This is a genomic window from Promicromonospora sp. MEB111 (assembly GCF_030209445.1).
Taxonomy (GTDB): Bacteria; Actinomycetota; Actinomycetes; order Actinomycetales; family Cellulomonadaceae; genus Promicromonospora.
On sequence record NZ_JARVSD010000016.1, the window covers coordinates 170,624 to 189,275 of the forward strand.

The window sequence follows — 18,652 nt, forward strand, 5'->3', positions numbered from 1 at the left end:
ACAGGTCACTCCGGTGACCTGTACGTCTGACACGTCTCAGGCGTCGGCCGTGGGCGACGACGGCGCGGGGGCCGTCGTCTCCAGGGCGTGGATGAGGGACTGCGCGTCGTACGGGCCCGTGTGCCGGCGGCCGTTGACGAAGAACGTCGGCACCGCGGTGACCTCCATCGCCTCGGCGTCGAGCACGTCGTCGCGCACCCGGCCCGCCACCTCCGGGGAGGTCAGGTCCCGCTCGAACCGGTCGACGTCGAGCCCGAGCTCCTCCGCCCTTCGGACGATGTCCGAGGGGAGCTGGTTCTCCTGGTCCAGCAGCAGGCTGCGCTCCATGTCGAAGAACTTGCCCTGCAGCGCGGCGGCCTCCGCCGCCTCGGCGGCCGCGACGGCGTTCGGGTGGTACCGGTCCAGCGGCGCGTGCCGCCAGACGTACCGCAGCCGGTCGCCGAGCTCGCGGTGCACCTCCTGGATGGCGCCCGAGGCCTTGGAGCAGAACCCGCACTGGAAGTCGCCGTACTCCACCAGCGTGTACGGCGCGTCCGCCGGGCCGAACACGTGGTCCCGGGCCGGGTCGACGGGGCGCAGCAGCGTGGCCCCCGCCTCCTTCGACGGGTGCACGCGGTCCGAGGTCTTGAAGATCACGGCGGCGAGCAGGAACGCGACCACCGACGCCGTGAGCACGCCCACCCGTGCCTCGTTCTGCACCGCGGCGTCCTCGATCGCGAGGTCGACGATGAACAGCGAGATCGTGAAGCCGATGCCGCACAGCGCGCCGCCGCCGGCGAGCCGGTCCAGCGTCAGCCCCGGCCCGAGGTCCCCGAGGCGGAACACGCGCATGACCGTCCCGGTGCCCAGCACGCCGATGAACTTGCCGACCACGAGGCCCACGATGATGCCCCAGGTGATCGCGGAGCCGGCCGCCGCGGCCAGGATCTCCGCGTTGATCTGCACGCCCGCGTTGGCCAGCGCGAACAGCGGCAGGATCACGTACGCCACGTACGGGGCGTAGGCCGACTGCAGCCGCTCGTTGATCGAGATCGACTCGCGCAGGCTGTTCGCCGCGGCCCGCGCGTAGTCGCTGTTCGGCGACTGCCGGAACGTACGCGCCAGGGTGAGCGCGTGCTCGACGTCGCGCCGGCTGGGCCGGTAGACCGGCACCAGGAGCGCGATGGCCACGCCCGCCAGCGTGGGGTGCACGCCGGACGCCAGGAACGCCGCCCAGACGATGATCGAGAGCGTGGCGTAGATGGGCCCGCGGCCGGTGGGCACGTACCGCGTGAGGTAGACGCCCGCCAGGCCCACGGCGGCGATCACCAGCGGGAGCGGGTCGAAGTTCTCGGTGTAGACGAGCGCGATGATGCTCAGGGCTCCGATGTCGTCGACCACCGCGAGCGCCAGCAGGAAGACTCTGAGCCGGCCGGGCGCGCGTGGCCCGATGAGGGCGAGCGCGCCGACGACGAACGCCGTGTCCGTCGAGATGACGACCCCCCAGGCGTGCTCCCAGCCGGAGCCCCGCGCGATGAGCACGTAGAGCACGGCGGGCACCACGAGCCCGGCGACGGCGGCGGCCACCGGGACCATGGCGCGCGACCAGCTCGTGAGCTCGCCGATCGCGAACTCGCGCCGCACCTCCAGGCCGACGGTGAAGAAGAAGATCGCCATGAGCGCGTCGTTGACCAGGGCGTGCAGCGTGAACTCGAGCTGGAAGTCGCCCACGCCGACATTGAGGTGCGTCTCCCAGAACTCGGTGTACGACTCGTAGGAGATGTTCGCCCAGAGGATGGCCGCGAGAGTCCCGACCAGGAGCAGGAGGGCGCCGAGGCGGCTCTGGCCGAGCGAGCGGATCCACACGGCGATGGACGGCCACCGCGGCCCTGGGTCGTGCGTCTCGGGGTCGGGTGACCGCTCGATAATGGTCAGGTTCGCCATCTTTTCTCCTGTTGTCGCGGGTCACCACGGCCGGTCAGCATGAAAAGTAGTGATTCTTGTCGCTCAGATTAGTGGGCGCGTCGCCGCGCGCCGGGTAATTTCACCCGCGCCCGGACGACGTCGGGCCCGGCCCCCTCCGGCCCGCCCGCCCCACCAGCCCGGCCCCGCCCGCCTGACCTACGCTGACCCCCATGCCCCTGGATCCCGAGACCGACCTCGACAGCGACTTCGAGGCCGTCGGCATCGACGACGACACCCGGCTGGTCTACCGGTACGTGCTGGCCCAGGGCACCGTCCGGGTGGACGACGTCGCGCAGGACGTGCCGCTGGAGAGCACCGACCCGGCCGGGATGCTGGCGCGGCTGCGCGCGGCCGGGCTGATCAACCGCACCAGCGGGGGCGACGGCGAGTACACGGCGGTCGACCCGCGCGTGGCGCTGCGGGCGCTCACGGACCGCACCGCGGCGCAGCTCGACCGGGTCCGGGCGACGATCCCGGACCTGGCCGGCCTGTTCGAGCAGGCCTCCGACGCCGCGGGCTCCGGCGCCGGCGTGCACGTGATCGACGACCCCGCGCTGATCGGCGCCTGGTACACCCGCCTGGAGCACGAGGTGACGGGCGAGTTCATGGCCTTCGACCGGCCGCCGTACGTGCTCGCGGACGAGAACCCCGTGGAGCCGCTCGCACTGGCGCGCGGCGTCCAGTGGCGGGCCGTGTACGCGGCGGAGGTGCTGGACATCCCCGGCGCGTGGGCGGAGCTGCGGTACGCGGCGTCGGTGGGCGAGCAGGCCCGGATCGCGCGGACGCTGCCCACCAAGCTGGCGATCGCGGACCGGCGTACCGCGCTGGTCAGCTCCGACCTCGACGCGCTGCGGCCGGCGGCCGTCGTCGTCGAGGGCGGGCCGCTCGTGGACCTGCTGGTCGCGGCCTTCGAGGCGGTGTGGGCCGACGCGGTCGAGATCCCGGCGTCCGACAGCCTGGAGGGCACCGCTCCCCCGGACCGCGGCCCGGGCAAGGACGACCGGGCGCTGCTCGCGCTGCTCGGCTCCGGGGCCAAGGACGAGGCGATCGCGCGAGAGCTCGGCCTCTCGGAGCGGACGCTGCGGCGGCGCAGCGCGGACCTGCTGCGCCGGCTGGGCGCGGCCAACCGCTTCCAGGCGGGAGTCCAGGCGGTCCGCAAGGGCTGGCTCTGACGACGTGTCGGACGCTCAGGTCACCCGAGTGACCTGAGCGTCTGACACGTCGGCAGGCGGGGTGAAAAGTACCCTGCCGCGTGACGCCCGTGTAAAACCTTGCGGCCGGTACCGGCCAGTGGCCAGATACGGCCATTACGCCCATTGCTCGCACAGGGTAGCGCGGACTAGACAGCCCTCATGCAACCTCTGCCCTCCGGCCGTCGCCGGGGTCTCCTCCTGGGGAGCACCCTCGTCTCGGCCTCCCTGGTCCTGTCACCCGGAGCCGCAGTCGCGGCCCCGGACGCCGCACCCGACGCCGATCCGGTGCGCGTCATCATCGAGCTCGACTCCCCCACGGCCGCCGACGTCGTCGGCCAGGAGGCGGTCGCCGCCGCACGTACCGCCACCGGAGCCGGGGCCGCCCGGGCGCGCAGCGCCTTCGCCGCCGACTACCGCGCCGCCGTCGACGAGGTCGAGGAGGCACAGGAGGGCGTCACGTCCTGGGCCGAGAGCGAGGGCGTCGAGCTCGACAAGCCCGAGTCGGTCACCGGTCTGCTGTCCGCCGTCGTCGCCACCGTCGACCCCGCGGACCTGGCCGAGCTGCGCTCCGCCCCGGGCGTCGCGCGCGTCACCGAGAGCGCAGCGGTGCGCATCCTCGGCGACGAGGCGAACATCCCCGCGACCGGCGCCCCGCAGGTCTGGGAGCGCACCGACGCGGACGGCGCGCCCGTCACGGGCGAGGGCCGCACCGTGGCGATCATCGACACCGGCATCGACTACACGCTGACCGACCTCGGCGGCGGGTTCGGCCCCGGCCACCGCGTGGTCGACGGCTACGACTTCGTCAACGACGACGCCGACCCGATGGACGACCACATGCACGGCACCCACGTGGCCGGCATCGTCGGCGCCGGCGGGGACAACCTGACCGGCATGGCGCCCGACGTGACGTTCACGGCGTGGAAGGCCATGGACGCGAACGGCGGCGGCACCACCGAGGACCTGCTGCTCGCGCTGGAGGCCGCGACGAACCCGCTGGGCGACCACCCGGCCGACGTCGTGAACATGAGCCTCGGCACCCCCGGCGACGGCACCGACCCGCTGGGCCGCGCCTCCACCGCCGCCGTGCGGCAGGGCGTGGTGGTCGTGGCCGCGGCCGGCAACTCCGGCCCCTACGACCAGACCGTCAGCTCACCGGCCGCCGCCGAGGGCGTCATCGCCGTCGGCGCGCAGGTGACCGGCGTCGCCGACCCGACGCTCACCCTCGACGGCGCCCACGAGGGCGACGCGCCCCGCCCGCTGGACGTCACCCGCTTCCCGATGTCGGCCAACCCGCCGGCCGAGGGCATCACGGGCCGCCTGGTCGACGTCGGCGACGGCTTCGACGAGGAGGACTACGAGCAGGCCGGCGACGTGCGCGGCGCGATCGTCGTCATGCAGAGCATGACCACGACCTCCCTGGGCCAGGTGCAGGGCCCGCACCTGCTGCAGGCCCAGCTCGCCGAGGAGCACGGCGCCGTGGGCGCCCTGCTCTACACGCCCAGCCCGACCGACCCGGCAGGCGACGGCGGCGCGGGTCCCCAGGGGTCCGCGAACATCCTGGCCGGCGGCGGCTTCGATCTGCGGCGCGAGTCCCTGGTGATGATGAACATCGCCTCGGCGCAGTACCAGACCTTCAAGGCCGAGGTCGCGGCCGGCACCGTCTCGGGCACCATCGGCTCGGTCGACCGCACCGACACGATCACCGACTTCAGCTCCCGCGGCCCGAGCGACGCCATGACGCTCAAGCCCGAGATCGTGGCGCCCGGCTTCGAGATCATGTCCGACATCCCGGCCATGTTCGGGGTGGACGGCGACCAGTACCGGATGTCCGGCACCTCGATGGCCGCGCCGCACGTCGCCGGGGCGGCCGCCCTGCTGGCCCAGGCCCGTCCCGAGCAGACCGCCGAGCAGCTCCGCGCGACCCTCATCGGCAGCGCGCAGCCGCTGGAGTCCGACGACGCCGACGTGTCGCCGTCCGCCCAGGGCGCCGGCAAGCTCGACGTCGCCGCCGCCGTCGACCAGAAGGTCACGGCAGCCCCCGACGCCGTCTCCCTGGGGCTGGCCGACATGGGCGGCAAGCCCGCCCGGACCAGCACCGTCGTGCTGCGCAACTCGGGTACCAAGGCCGTGACGGTCAAGCTGTCGGCGAAGCCCGCAGCGACGAGCACCGGCAAGGCCGAGCTCTCCGCGCGCCAGGTCAAGATCCCGGCCGGCCGCAGCGCCTCGGTCGACCTCACGGTCACTCCGGACACCACCAGCCCGGACGCGGGTGACACCGAGACCTCCGGCGTCGTGGTCGGCGCCGTCTCGGACGGCACCACCGTGCGCATCCCGTACGCGGCCTACGTGCGCCCGCTGCAGGTGCAGTCCTCGCCGACCCTGGCGACCGGGAGCACCGAGGTCTTCGTCTACGCACCGATGACGCCCGAGGCGACGCCCACCGCGACGGCGACCGCCCCGTCCGGCGAGAAGTACACCGCCGCGCTCACCGCCGTCAGCACCAGCCCCGGCTGGTTCCGCGGCACCGTGCCGCTCGACGAGCCCGGCACCTACCGGCTCGACGCCCGCGCGACCGTGACCGGCCGCACCCTGACCGGTACCGGCGGCGTGCAGTCCGAGGGCGCCGACCAGCCGGGCGAGTGGGAGCAGGTCGGCCTCTCCGGCGCGGCCCGCGAGCTCGCCACCTCCCCCACCACCCCGGGGACCGGCCTGGCGATGGCCGGGTCCGGCGTGCACCCGTTCGTCACCACCGACTACGGCCGGACCTGGCAGCGGGTGCGCAGCATGCCCGTCGCCGACGGCTGGGGCATCCCCGTGGCCGACACGGCCACGCCCGGCGGGTTCTACGTGGCCCTCAACGGCGCCGCCGGCAAGGTCACGCTCGACCCCAGCTACTCCGGCCGCATCGTGCACACGCCCGACGCCGGGGCCACCTGGACGGTCCTGCCCTTCCCCGACGTCGCGATCAGCGAGCTCGTCGCCCACGGTGACGCGCTGGCCGCGGTCACCAACGCCGGTCTCTACCTGAGCAGGGACGGCGGGCAGCGCTGGAGCCGCGTCGCCCCGGAGTGGGACGGGCTCGTGTACGGCGCCGCGTTCGCGGACGACGACCTGCTCATCGCCACCTACGACGGCGTCTACCGGATCGCCGACGTGCTGTCCGGCGGCCGCGAGGTCACCCGGCCGTACGTGACCACCGACTACGCCGACCGCCCGCAGGGCGTCGTGGCCGACGGGTCCACCGCGGTCCTGGTCCGCGGGGACGGCGTCTCGCTGACCTCGGCGGACGGCGGGGCAACCTGGACGGAGGGCGCCGACACCGAGCAGTCCTACGTCACGGTCACCACCCTGACGAACGGCACCGTGTACGCGTCGGGCCTGTCGTCGTACAGCACCAGCGACGACCTCGGCAGGACGTGGCAGACCCACCCGCTGCCCGTGCGCGGGCCGCTCGCCACCGACGTCGACCACTGGCCCGGGACCCCCGACGCCCAGATCGTCATGTCGATGGAGAACGCCGGGATCTACACGACCGACGACGGCGAGGAGTGGACCAAGGCCGGCGTCTCCGGCTCCGACGTCTCCGGTGTGCACGCCGGCGTCGACGCCGACGGCGAGCCCGTGCTGCGCGCCGTCGACTTCGAGGGCCTGCACCAGCAGTCGCTGGCCGACCTCGGCCCCGACGCGCAGGACTGGGGCTCGATCGGCCACGAGGGCGTCATCGGCCGCCAGGTCTCCGAGGTGGCCCAGTCGCCGCTGGGCGACCACGACGTCTGGGCCGTGGGCACCAACGCGTTCGGCGGCGGGCGCATCCTCACCGCGGGCGCCGGCGAGTCCGACGCCGACCTCACCCAGGTGGGCCCGACGGGCGGCTTCAGCCCGACGGCGCTGGCCGTCTCCCCGCACGCCGAGGACACGGTGGCCGTGGGCTACACCTCGCTCGTGGACACCGGCCTCATGGTCTCGACCGACGGGTTCGAGACCTGGACCAGCTACGCCCACGAGGTGTACGTCCAGCAGATCGTCGTCGACCCGACGAACGAGCGCCGGCTCTGGCTGGCGACGACGTCCGGCCTGTACCGGTCGGACGACCTCGGCAGGACGATCACGCGGCTGACGCAGGACGAGGTGCGGTCCGTGTGGGTCGACCCGGCCGACACCGACCACGTGGTGGTCGGCGAGACGCCGGGGATCCGGGTCAGCACCGACGGCGGCAGGACCTTCGCCGACGCCGAGGTGCCGAACACGTCCGCCGCGGTGGGCACGTTCGTGGCCGTCGAGGTGCCGGACGGCCCGGCCGCCGGCACCGAGCTGCTGGTCGCGGGTGCGGCCCGCTGGCGCCCGTATGGCCTCGCGGCCAACGGCGCCGGGGTGCTCGTCTCGGCGGACGGCGGCGCCACGTGGGCGTCGGCGTCGCACGACCTGACGGCGATGTCGGTGCGGTCCCTGACCGTGAGCCCCGACGGCGCCTGGGTCTACGCCGGCACCGACGAGGGCGGCGTGCACCGCACCGCCGTCAGCGCGCTGGTGCCCGCCGACCTGCTGCCCGCGGCGACCACGACGCAGATCAAGGCCCCGGCCTCGGTCCGCCCGCTGGAGCCGTTCCTGGTCAAGGTCACCGTGTCCGCCGACGACGTCACGCCGTCGGGCCGCGTGACCGTCACCGTGGGCCGCGAGGACGACCGGCACCCGTACGAGCGGACGGTGAGGCTGCGCGACGGGAAGGCCGACGTGCTGGTGCCGCCGCTCCTGCGGGCCGGCGACTACACGATCACGGCGGAGTACGCCGGGACCGACGAGCTCGCGGGCTCCGAGGCGACGGCGGACCTGGAGGTGAAGCGGCGCTGAGGCACTGCTGAGGTGCGGCGCGCTGGGGCGCGCCGCCGCTGACCGCCCCGGTGGTCGGTAGGACGTCAGGTGGTCGGCAGCTCGGGCTGCCGACCACCTGGCGTTCTGCCGACCATCCGCTCTTCCACGGACCACCTGCCCCTGGCCTGCTCGCCGCGCTCCGTGCGGGCGGCGGTGGCAGGGTGAGCGCATGACGACTCCTCCTGCGGTGCGGGGCACGGCCCCCGACGTCGACACGGTGCTCGCTCCTCTCGCCGGGATGCTGCCGGACCTGCGCGAGATCTACGTGGACCTGCACGAGCACCCGGAGCTGTCGTACGAGGAGACCCGGACGGCGGCCCTGGTCGCGGAGCGGCTCGCGGCGGCCGGGTACGTGGTGCACTCCGGCGTCGGCGGGACCGGCGTCGCCGGGGTGCTGACCAACGGCGACGGGCCGTGCGTGCTGCTGCGCGCCGACATGGACGCCCTGCCCGTCACGGAGGACACCGGGCTGCCCTACGCCAGCACCGTCCGCACCACGACGGCCGACGGCGTCGAGTCGGGCGTCATGCACGCGTGCGGGCACGACGTGCACGTCACCGCCCTGCTCGGCGCCGCCGACGTGCTGGCGCAGGGCCGGTCCGCGTGGTCGGGCACGCTGGTGGTCGTCTTCCAGCCGGCGGAGGAGCTCGGCACGGGCGCCCGCGCCATGGTCGACGACGGGCTGTACGACCTCGTGCCGCGCCCCGACATCGTGCTGGGGCAGCACGTCGCGCCGGTCGCGGCGGGCCTGCTCGGGCTGCACGCCGGGCCGGCGTTCGCGGGCACCGACATCCTGGACATCCGCCTGATCGGCCGGGGCGGCCACGGGTCACGGCCGGAGGCCACGGTCGACCCGGTCGTGATGGCAGCCTCCACGGTGCTGAAGCTGCAGACGATCGTCTCGCGCGAGGTCGCGGCCGGCGACGCCGCCGTCGTCACGGTGGGCCGGCTCCAGGCGGGCACCAAGGAGAACATCATCCCCGACGAGGCCAACCTCGGCGTGAACATCCGGTCCTTCGACGAGGCCGTGCGGACACGCGTGCTGGGCGCGATCGACCGCATCGTGCACGCGGAAGCCGCCGCCGCGGGGGCGCCGCAGCCGCCGCGGATCACGCCCGGCGAGTCGTTCCCGCCGTTGTTCAACGACCCGGCCGAGACCGAGCGCACACGCGCGGCCCTGGCCGCCCGGTTCGGCGCCGAGCGGGTCATCGACCCGGGCGCGGTGTCCGGCAGCGAGGACGTCAGCGTGCTCGCCACCGCCGTCGGCGTCCCCCTGGTCTACTGGCTGCTCGGCGGCTGGGACCCGGCCGCGTTCCTCGCGGCGGAGCAGGCGGGCACGACGGACCGGGACATCCCGTCCAACCACTCCCCCCGGTTCGCGCCCGTGCCGCACCCCACCCTGGAGACGGGCGTGACGGCGCTGGTCGTGGCGGCACTGGACCGGCTGGAGACGCCGCTCGGCGCGTAGCCGTCAGCGAGCGGGCCCTCAGCGAGCGGCCAGGGCCTCGACCAGCGCCGTCATCCGCTCCGCGGTGCCCTCGTGCTCCCCGAAGTGCACGGCGAGCTGGGCGGCCCCGGCCTCGCGGTAGGCGACGACGGCGTCGGCGACCTGCGCGACCGGCGTCCGCCCGTCCCAGCCGACCCGGAGAGCGGGCGCGACGGCGCGGTCGCCCGCCAGGTCGGCGAGCACCGCGGCTCGCTCGGCGAACGCGGCCGGGCTCGCGGGCAGACCCTGCCAGACGTCGCCGTAGCGGGCCGCGCGGCGCAGCGCGGCGTCGCTGTTCCCGCCGACCATGATCGGCACGGGCCCGTCGGGCACCGGCTCGAACACGCCCTGCTCGTAGGAGAAGCGCCGGCCCCGGTACGGCGCCGGTCCGCCCACGAACAGGTGCCGGAGCAGGGCCAGGGCGTCGTCGGTGACGGCGCCGCGACGGGCGTGGTCGGCGCCCACGGCGTCGAACTCAGGGACATTCCAGCCCACCCCGACGCCCAGGACCACCCGGCCGCCGGAGAGCCGGTGCAGGGTCGCGACCTGCTTGGCGAGCACGAACGGGTCGCGCAGCGGCACCACCAGCACCGACGTGCCGAACCGCAGGCGCTCGGTGATCGCGGTGAGGTGCCCGATCGTCACGAGCGGCTCGTACACGCCGCCGAACGTCGCCCCGTACTGCCCGGGCGGCAGCACGTGGTCGGGCAGCCACGCCGTCGTGTACCCGAGGTCCTCCGCCGTCCGCGCCAGGTCGACCAGGGTCCGTACCGGCATCGCCGGGGACTCGTCGGGCAGCACCACCTGCAGCTCCATGCCTGAACGAACCCGCCCGGACCCGCTCCCATTCCCTTCCCCACCGCGCGCCCGCATGGTTTGCTTCGGGCCGTGGAGATCATCGTGACCAGCGTCGTCGCCGTCCTCGGAACCCTGCTCGGCTCGCTCGCGACCCACTACTTCCAGCGCCGCAACCGCGCCGACGCGGAGCGCTTCGAACGCGGCGAACGCCTCCGGCAGGAGCGGGTGAGCGCGTACACGACGTTCGGCGGCGCGCTGGTCAACCTGCGCCGCGCGCAGATCGACCGCTGGTTCGCCGAGCACAGGGAGCGCGCCGGGGACCCCGAAGCGCTCAGGTACGAGAGCTACCGGATGCGCACGAACGCGCTCGAAGCGCTCTTCCGGGTCCAGCTCGTGACGGAGTCCAAGGAGCTGATCGAACTGGGCCAGCAGGCGATGGACGACATCGACCTCCTCACGGCCGACCTCCCGGCCGAGGAGCTCAGCGATGCCCGCGACGCAGCCAAGGCAAGCATCTTTCGTTTCGTGGAGACAGCCCGCAAGCACGTCGAGGTGGCATAGCTCGCGGGACGCCTCGGTCTGATCGCACCCTCGAATCGCCGCGACGAGTTGAAAGTGACGTCCACCTGCGCACTGCAAGCCTGGTCTCTATACCGGTCCAGCCATGTGCCCGGCGTTTGGCCTGATAGAGCGCGGTATCAGCAGCCCGCATCAGGGCATCGAGTGTCGCCCCCGGCTCCACCGCTGCCATTCCGAGAGACACCGCGACGCTCAACGCAACCCCGCGTGCTCCGATCGGTCTCCCGATCTCTTCTCGAAGCCTTTCCATACCCTCTGCCTCCGGAACCTCCTGCAGTGCCAGGACGAACTCGTCTCCACCCCAGCGGCCGATCAGATCGTCAGGCGCAAAATGACGCTGCAGCCGCTCCGCGACGGCCCGCAGCACACGGTCACCCACCTCATGCCCATATGTGTCGTTGATCGACTTGAAGGAATCAAGATCCGCGATCAGGACAACAGCGGGAACGATCGGAACGCCATCATCCAGGGCGTGCTCGACACGCCGCGCCCATGCCCCGCGCGCCCATACCTGGGTAAGCCCGTCATGCTCGGCCAGCAGCAGCCGGCGCTCCGTCTCCCGCAGCCGCCGCATGTGTTCCCCAAGCTGTCGGCGCGCGATGCGGAGCTCACCTGCGACCTTTGCGGACTGTCTGTCAGCCTCGGCCGCCTTCCGCTCTGCATCAGCCGCACGCTGCTTCGCTGTTCGCAGTCGCAGCCATGTGAAAGCAATGAGAATCGCGAATGAGAGAGCGACGACAAGCGAGCGATCACGAAGTTCGCGCACCTGGGTCGGGTGCCAACAGCTCATGGAGCAGTGTGTCGCGCACAACACCACCACCCCCGCAACCGACCGGCACATTCGGCCCTGAACAACATCTCATCGACAAGCCATCCGACCTCTGCTCGACGAGTTGACCAGCAGTATCGGTATCAGCGACCGCCGCGCACGCTCTCCAAGCCCAGTCGCAGACCTTCGGGTAGTTCCTCGACGATCTCGCTACCCTGCTGCTCTGGTCCCGGAAGCTGGAGGAGGAACGATGCCTTGATCACATTGTCGACATCCGGGTCGCCACGTATGAACCAGCCATCCAGAAACGCGAGCAGCGCACGCCAATCGAGCTCGACGAACTCGCCCGCCTCACTCGCGTTGTAGGCGGCCAGCAACTCGGGAGTGACCTCGACAGCCAGGAACACGTACGCAAATCCATCATTGCCGTCGTCGAGATAGCCCTCCAGCTGATCTCGGAAGGATGCGAACGTGTTCGCCAGCTCGCGTGCGAAGAGCTCACTGGTCTCCATCAGCACCCCACCCCGTAGTCGCCCCATGAACCCTTGTACCTGCCCGCGTGTGCATCGTCGATCGCCTGGACCATTCCTTCCGCGATCTCACGATCACGGGGACTGAGCACGATGGCCTGCCTCCTGCCGCCCTTCGGCTTGTGAGTCGCGGTTCCCGCCAGCATGCTCACCAGTCTGGCCCGGTACGGGGCGGTGCTGAGCACGTGATCCGTATTGTTCACCAGCTGCCCGGTAAGAACCTGGTGGTTGGCTGCGGCCAGAGCCGTTCCATCACCGATGGCATCCGCACTGCCGACACCGTGCGACATCGCATTCACGAGGTTCTGCAGGAAGGGGTTCTCAAGACTGTTGTGAACCAGTACCGCAGCGTCATCGACGCCCGAGGACACGTAGAAGGTGTGGTCCTGGTCCACGGTGAGGTTGTGCACCGTCGCGTGCTCGCGCCCGATGTCGACGTGCACCACCTGGACCCATGTACCGGCGCTGGTCTTGAGCCACTGGCCGGACCGGAGATCGATCGCCTCGACCCACATCCGCTTCTCCGGGCTCCAGAACGGGTGCCCGTCGGTAGCCACGATCTTCTGTTTGTCGCCGGCAGCGTCCACAACCGTGAGCGTGACCAGGTTCTTTTCACCAGTGCCTGTGATGTGCGCGGTGACGAGACGACTGCCCGCCAGGTCGCCGGTCGTCTCACCGGCAGCCAGAACCTCGTCGCCTGGCTCGACGTTCTCAATCGGCTTTCGGGCACCATTCGCTAGCAGGACGAGAGTGCCTGGCAGGAAACTGTTGACCGGACAGCTCGGCGCCGGTTCGTTGACCTTTCCTGTGTCACCCTTGCCGGTGGTGTCAGCCTTCTTCTTCGCAGCGTCAGCGCGTGCCTTGGCCTTCGCCTGGGCCGCGAGCTGTTTGACCTTCGCGTCCGCCGCAGCCTTCGCCTTGGCCGCCTTCGCCGCAGCCTCCCGGGCTGCCTTCGCGGCCGCCGCCTTCGCGGCTTCAGCGGCCTGTTTCGCCTTCTTGGCGCCGGAGAGGATCTTCTGCGCCCACTTCAGCTCGCTGGAGAAGGTCAGCACGGCCTTGCCGGCCTTGTAGATGGCCTCACCGATCTTCGCCGCCTTGAAGATCTTGCCCCAGGGCAGCGCACCGACGACGAGCATCACGCACGCGCCGAGGTCGCCGTTCAGGCAGCTCATCAGGTCGTTGATCCCGAGGAACTCCATGAGGATCTGCCCGCCGGCCTCCAGGATGACGTCGAGCATCGACTTGCCCTGAAGCTGCTGCGCCTTGGCCACGTCCTCGGCGCTCGGGCCTTCGACCTCCGCGCCGGGATCGTTCGGGTTGGACGTGGTGTCCGCGCCGGTGGGGCTCTCGGTGGTGCCGCCGCCCGTCGGACCCTCGATCTCCCGCTCGCCCGTCGGGTCCGTGAACACCATCGGGTTGTTGCCCGCGTACGCGTACGGCGAGGATCCGATCGGCTGCGCGCCCGCCGGGTCCATCGACGAGAACCGCCCCGTGCCCGGGTCGTAGTTCCGCGCCCGCATCGCGTAGTTGCCCTCGCCCGTCGTCGGGTCGAGGTACGCGCCCGCGAACCGCATCGGGTTCTTGATCGTGTCGCCGGGCCGGGCGTCCGCCAGCGGTCCGACGCCGGTCAGCGTCGCGCCGTCGGCCGAGGCTCCGTCACCAGAGGCCGTGTCGCCTGAGGCGTCCTCGCCGGCAGCACCCCCCGCCGCCTCGGCAACCGCCCCGGCGAGCGTCGCCCCCTGCCGCGGGTTGCCGAACGGGTCGTAGTCGTACCCCTCCTCGACCTGACCGTCGGCCGAGAGCATGTTCGCCACGCCGCCCAGCCAGTCGTGCGTGTAGACGTGCGCCCCGCCCTGCGTCTCCAGCAGCGCGAGCGGTTCGTCCGTGGGCCCGTAGGCGAAGGCCTGCCGGCCCTGCACCACGCCGTTCACGTCCGTCAGGGTGTCGACGGCGATGTTCTCCAGCGACCCGTTGATGTCCCACGACCAGTGCCGGGTCTTCGCGCCCGCGCCGACACCCGTGATCGCGTCCAGGCGCATCCGCGTCGCGTCGTAGGTGTAGTTCGTCCGCACCCCGCCCACGGTCGCCCGGGCCAGCGTGCTGTCCAGGTTGTACTCGAGGCGGTCGTCGCCCGCGCGTGTCTGGTTGCCCAGCAGGTCGTAGCCGTACTCCTTGCGCTCGACGTCCGGCCGGCCGTCCTTGGTGCCGAACGTGACCTCCCGCAGCAGCTGGCTCGCGTGGTCGTAGGTGTACCGCGTCAGGTCGTCGCCGGCCGTGCCGGTCCGCTTCTGCTCGGTCCGGTTGCCCAGCAGGTCGTACTCGTACGAGATCCGGCCGGCGGCCTTGCTCCTCGGTCCGCACTCGTGCGCCGCGTAGCAGGCGTCCGTCACACGGTTCGCGTCGTCGTACGCGTACGCGACCCCCTCGGTGACGCCGCCGCGCGTGGTCATGACCTTCGTCGGGTTGCCCACCTCGTCGAGCGTCAGGTCGAACGCGGACACCGGGTCCTGCACGCCGTCCACCGGGTCCCCGGTGCGCTCGGTGCCGATCGAGGTGAGCCGACCTGCGTCGTCGTACGCCCGTTCCTCGGTCAGGCCCGTGGTCGCCGGCAGCGTCGTCGCCGTCCGGCGTCCGGCGACGTCGTACGCGTACTCCCAGCGCGCGCTGTTCGCGCCCACCGAACCGCCGGCCGCCGTCGTGGAGGCGAGCCGCGAGTCGTCGTCGTACGTCGAGGTGATCGTCGTGCCGTCGGGGTAGGTGCGGTCGGTGATGTTGCCGCGCTGGTCGTACCCGTAGGTGAAGGTCTCGGTGGCCTGGTTCGCCTCCTCCCGGACCACCTTGGTGATCTGGTCCTCGTCGTCGTACGTCACGGTGCGCACACCCAGCGGGTCGCCGTACGACGTCGTCCGGTCCTTCGCGTCGTACCCGTACGTGTACGCGGGCCCGCCCGAACCCACCTGCTGGCTGGTCAGCCGGCTGCGCAGGTCGTACACCGAGGTGATCGTGCGCTCGGCCCGCTCGGCATCGCTCAGGTCGTCCAGGTCCTCGCGCCGGTCCGTCGTGATGCTCGAGACGGCGTTCGACTCGGCGTCGTACCCCACGTGCGTGGTCCGGCCCAGCGGGTCGGTGGTGGCCGTCGGGCGGCCGGCGTCGTCGTAGGTGACCTGCGTGCGCCCGCCCTGCGGGTCGCGCACGCCGACCACGCGGCCGTCGTCGTCGTACGCGAGCACCGTCGCGAAGGCCTGCGAGAACAGCGGCAGCCTCGGCGCGTCCGGCTGGCGCACGTGGCTCACCTGGTCGTCGTCGCGGTAGGCCACGTAGGTGGTCCCGCCGCGCGCGTCCGTCACCTCGGTCGGGCGGCTGTTCGCGTCGTAGGTGGTCGACGTCGTGTTGCCGAGCGGGTCGATCTCGCGCACCCGGTTGCCCGCCAGGTCGTACTCGTAGCGGGTGGTGAAGCGCGCCTTGTCGGCGCCCTCGACGTTGCCGCGCGGCTCCGTCACCGACGCGAGCAGCCCGTCGTCGGTGTACGCGTACGTCGTGACACCGCCGGTCGGCGAGATCTCCTTGATCTTGTTGCCCGCCGCGTCGTACTCGGTGCGCGTCGTCTTGTCGCCGGCGTCGGTGCGCGTCGTCTGCCGGCCGTTCTTGTCGTACCCCATCGTGGTGGTGCGGCCCTTGGTGTCCGTCACGGAGCTGACCTGGCCGGTGTTGCTCCGCTCGAAGCTGGACGTCTTGTTCAGCTCGTTGATCGACGCCGTCGTCCGGTCCAGGGCGTCGACCTTGATGTCGCGGTCCACGTGCTCGCCGCCCGGGTACGGCATGCGCATCCGGACCGGGTTGTCGTTGGCGTCGTAGAAGTACTCCGTGGTGAAGTCCGCCCGGTCGGCGCCGGGCACGTTGCCGCGCGGCGAGGTCACGGTCTTGACCAGGCCCTTCGCGTCGTACGTGTACGACGTCGTCAGGTCGTCGCCCCGCATCCGCACGCCCTCGGACTTGCGCCGGCCGGCCGCCGTGTACCCGAACACGAGCACCCGGCCGCCCGCCTCGACCTTCGACTGGAGGCCGTTGTCGAGGTAGTGGTACCTGCTGACCACGCCCTCGGGCGAGATCTCGCGGGCGAGCCGGCCCACGTCGTCGAACACCGACCGCCAGCCGTGGGTCTTGCCCGGCTCCTCGACCTCGACCACGCGGTCCTGCTCGTCGTAGTGCGTCTCGGTGGTGTAGCGCCGGCGGTCGCGCGGGTCCGCGGTGCCGCGCGGGTCGGTCTGCGCCACCTGGCGCCCGGTCCTGTCGTAGAAGAGCTCGCTGCGGCGCCCCTCCGGCGAGACGACGGCGGACAGCAGCCCCGCGTTCTCCTCGCCGTCCGGCAGGTACTCGTAGCGCGTGACCTTGTCCCGCTGGTCCGTCGTGGAAGTGCGCAGGCCGCGGTCGTCGTACTCGTGCGTGATGTCGTTGCCCTCGGCGTCGACGCTGCGCACCAGCTCGTCGAACGCGTTGTACGTGTTCTTCCAGACGTTCCCGTTCGCGTCGGTGAACTCGATCGGGTTGTTCCGGTCGTCGTACCTCGTCTTCTCGTCGAAGCCCTGCGGCGCCACGGCCTGCGTGGGGTTGCCCTGCGCGTCGAAGCGGACCACGTGCTGGTACTGGTTGCCGTTGACCACGAGGTTGCGGTCCAGCCGCGCGTTGTACCGGTGGTTGTCGGCGTCGCCGGTGCTGCGCTGGCTGTAGAGCAGCACGTTGCCGCGGTAGCCGTCGTAGACGGAGACGTCGTCGGCGTCGGTGCTGCGCGCCTCCTGCTTGTCCGCGTCCCACGCGAACGTCATCTCGGCGCCCACCCCGTCGCGCTGGGCGACGACGCGTCCGCCGGTGCCGTACTCGTTCTGCACCGCGACCACGTCGTGCGGGTCGACCACCTCGGCCAGGCGCCCCTCAGCGTCGTACCGGTACTCCCAGACGTTCCCGCGGGCGTCCTTCACCTTCGCCAGCAGGCCGTCGGCGTACTCGAAGCGCACCTGGCGCCGGTCCGGCAGCACCACCTTGTCGATCAGCCCGTCGGCCAGGTGCGCGACGGCGGTACGCCCCGACGCGTCGGTGATCCTGACCTCGTCACGGTCCACGTCGTGGCCCTTGTCGCGGCCCCTGTCGTCGACCTCGACGTAGGCCAGGCGCACGCCGTCGTCGCGCGGGCTGAGCACGGCCGCGAGCCGGCCCGCGGCGTCGAACCGGTACCGCACCTGCCCAGGGGTGACCAGCGCCCAGCCGTCGCCGTCCTTGCGGAGGTTCGAGCGCACGCCCGGCGGGCGCGTGTACCCGTCGCCGTCCGGGGTGTAGAGCGCCTCGGCGCCGTCCTCGGCGCGCACGATGACGCCGTCGTCCGTCTCGGTGACGCGCATGTCGTACGACCAGGCCCAGCCCACGCCGAACGGCCCCTGGCGGTTGTTCGCCGAGGAGTAGGTGCGGGCGCTGGCGAACGGGATGCCGAACGAGGCCATCTGCAGGTCGCGCTCGACCCGCACGAACGCGCCGGTGCCCGTGTTGACGCCCACGCCGCGCTTCGCCTGCCCGACGGCGGTGGGGGCCAGCGCGTTCCCGCACCCGCAGCCTGCCGCCTGGTCGTCGGGGATCGCCGGCGGCAGGATCGTCGCGCGCGGCCGGGAGTCGCCCGACGGCTCCGAGACCACCTCGTCGCCGCCCGGCAGCACCGCCGCGACCGTGACGAAGTAGTTCTTGTCCTCGTCGAGCTCCCAGCCGTCCTGGGCGCCGAAGCTGCGGCAGAACTCGGCCCCGCCGCAGAACCGCGGGCCCTCCAGCTCCGCGCGGCTCAGCCGCACCGACTCCTGCTCGGTCTGTTCGTCCCCCTCGTACAGCCGCACCACGGCGGCGGTCCAGTCGGGATCGACCTCGCCGCCGTCGAAGTACAGGACCAGCGAGGTATCACCGAGCACGAAGCCCGGGCGCAGGTCGATCCCGGTGAAGCCTCCGGCGGCGGCGCTCGGGCGAGCGCTCGTGGCGGTGGGGGCCGTCAGCGCTCGCCACGCCGTCGCCGTCACCTCGGCCGGCTCGCCCCCGGCCCGCACGGCCTCCGGCACCACCGGCGGCCGCTCGTCCTCGGCGTAGCCGGTCGACCGCCGCACACCGTCCGGCATCGCCCGGTCCGCCGGGCCCTGCCCCGGCGTGGCGGCCTGCGGCACGGACGCCGCCTCGGCCTGTTCCAGCGGTGCCACGGCGATCAGCAACGACGCCGAGAAGCCGACGGCTACTGCCAGCGCCAGCCAGCGTCGGAGCAACCAGGTGCTGACAAGGTGGTGCGCACGTGCCTCGGACATCGCCAACCCCCGTGTTGGTGTGTTTCCTGAGCAGTTCGTCGACGGAGCCGCCCCTGGACGGTCACCCGACAACGAGTGTGAGCACGCTGAACGCTTCCTTCAACTGGTTTTATCCGGCTTTTCGTGTACGTATGCATTCAGTCGACATGAAACAC

The 18,652-nt window shown here is 72.0% G+C and carries 9 protein-coding genes; 4 read left to right on the forward strand and 5 right to left on the reverse strand.

Annotation, left to right across the window (positions count from 1 at the left end; genetic code table 11):
- Positions 1 to 36 precede the first annotated feature (36 nt).
- Positions 37 to 1,923 (reverse strand): Na+/H+ antiporter NhaA, encoded by a 1,887-nt coding sequence (gene nhaA, locus QRN56_RS20015; RefSeq protein WP_285106178.1) that lies wholly within the window; start codon positions 1,921 to 1,923, stop codon positions 37 to 39.
- 191 nt (positions 1,924 to 2,114) lie between these two features.
- Here nhaA and QRN56_RS20020 point away from each other — a divergent pair, with 191 nt between their 5' ends.
- The 3 genes from QRN56_RS20020 (at position 2,115) to QRN56_RS20030 (ending at position 9,477) form a co-directional block, all read left to right on the forward strand.
- Entirely contained in the window at positions 2,115 to 3,116 is a 1,002-nt protein-coding gene (locus tag QRN56_RS20020; protein ID WP_285106179.1) for a helix-turn-helix domain-containing protein, read from the forward strand.
- 180 nt (positions 3,117 to 3,296) lie between these two features.
- Positions 3,297 to 7,988, forward strand: a complete 4,692-nt coding sequence (locus tag QRN56_RS20025; RefSeq protein ID WP_285106181.1) for a S8 family serine peptidase — start codon at positions 3,297 to 3,299, stop codon at positions 7,986 to 7,988.
- A gap of 259 nt (positions 7,989 to 8,247) precedes the next feature.
- Positions 8,248 to 9,477 (forward strand): amidohydrolase, encoded by a 1,230-nt coding sequence (locus QRN56_RS20030; protein WP_285106471.1) that lies wholly within the window; start codon positions 8,248 to 8,250, stop codon positions 9,475 to 9,477.
- Positions 9,478 to 9,495: 18 nt separating this feature from the next.
- Here QRN56_RS20030 and QRN56_RS20035 read toward each other — a convergent pair whose 3' ends face one another.
- Complete coding sequence (locus QRN56_RS20035) at positions 9,496 to 10,311, reverse strand: TIGR03619 family F420-dependent LLM class oxidoreductase (RefSeq protein WP_285106182.1); 816 nt, start codon at positions 10,309 to 10,311, stop codon at positions 9,496 to 9,498.
- A gap of 72 nt (positions 10,312 to 10,383) precedes the next feature.
- On the opposite strand from QRN56_RS20035, the gene kilB reads away from it, so the two are divergent.
- On the forward strand, positions 10,384 to 10,854 hold the full coding sequence (gene kilB, locus QRN56_RS20040; protein WP_285106184.1) for a plasmid transfer protein KilB: 471 nt from the start codon (positions 10,384 to 10,386) through the stop codon (positions 10,852 to 10,854).
- Here the strand turns inward: kilB and QRN56_RS27665 are convergent.
- The 3 genes from QRN56_RS27665 to QRN56_RS20055 form a co-directional block, all read right to left on the reverse strand.
- Positions 10,775 to 11,713: a GGDEF domain-containing protein gene (locus QRN56_RS27665; protein ID WP_350224590.1), complete on the reverse strand. Its 939-nt coding sequence runs from the start codon at positions 11,711 to 11,713 to the stop codon at positions 10,775 to 10,777. The two genes, kilB and QRN56_RS27665, sit on opposite strands and share 80 nt — an antisense overlap.
- A gap of 71 nt (positions 11,714 to 11,784) precedes the next feature.
- Positions 11,785 to 12,153 (reverse strand): hypothetical protein, encoded by a 369-nt coding sequence (locus QRN56_RS20050; protein WP_285106188.1) that lies wholly within the window; start codon positions 12,151 to 12,153, stop codon positions 11,785 to 11,787.
- A complete protein-coding gene (locus QRN56_RS20055; RefSeq protein WP_285106190.1) occupies positions 12,153 to 18,497 on the reverse strand; it encodes a polymorphic toxin-type HINT domain-containing protein in 6,345 nt (2,114 codons plus the stop codon). The genes QRN56_RS20050 and QRN56_RS20055 overlap by 1 nt, the downstream gene beginning before the upstream one ends.
- Positions 18,498 to 18,652: the final 155 nt, after the last annotated feature.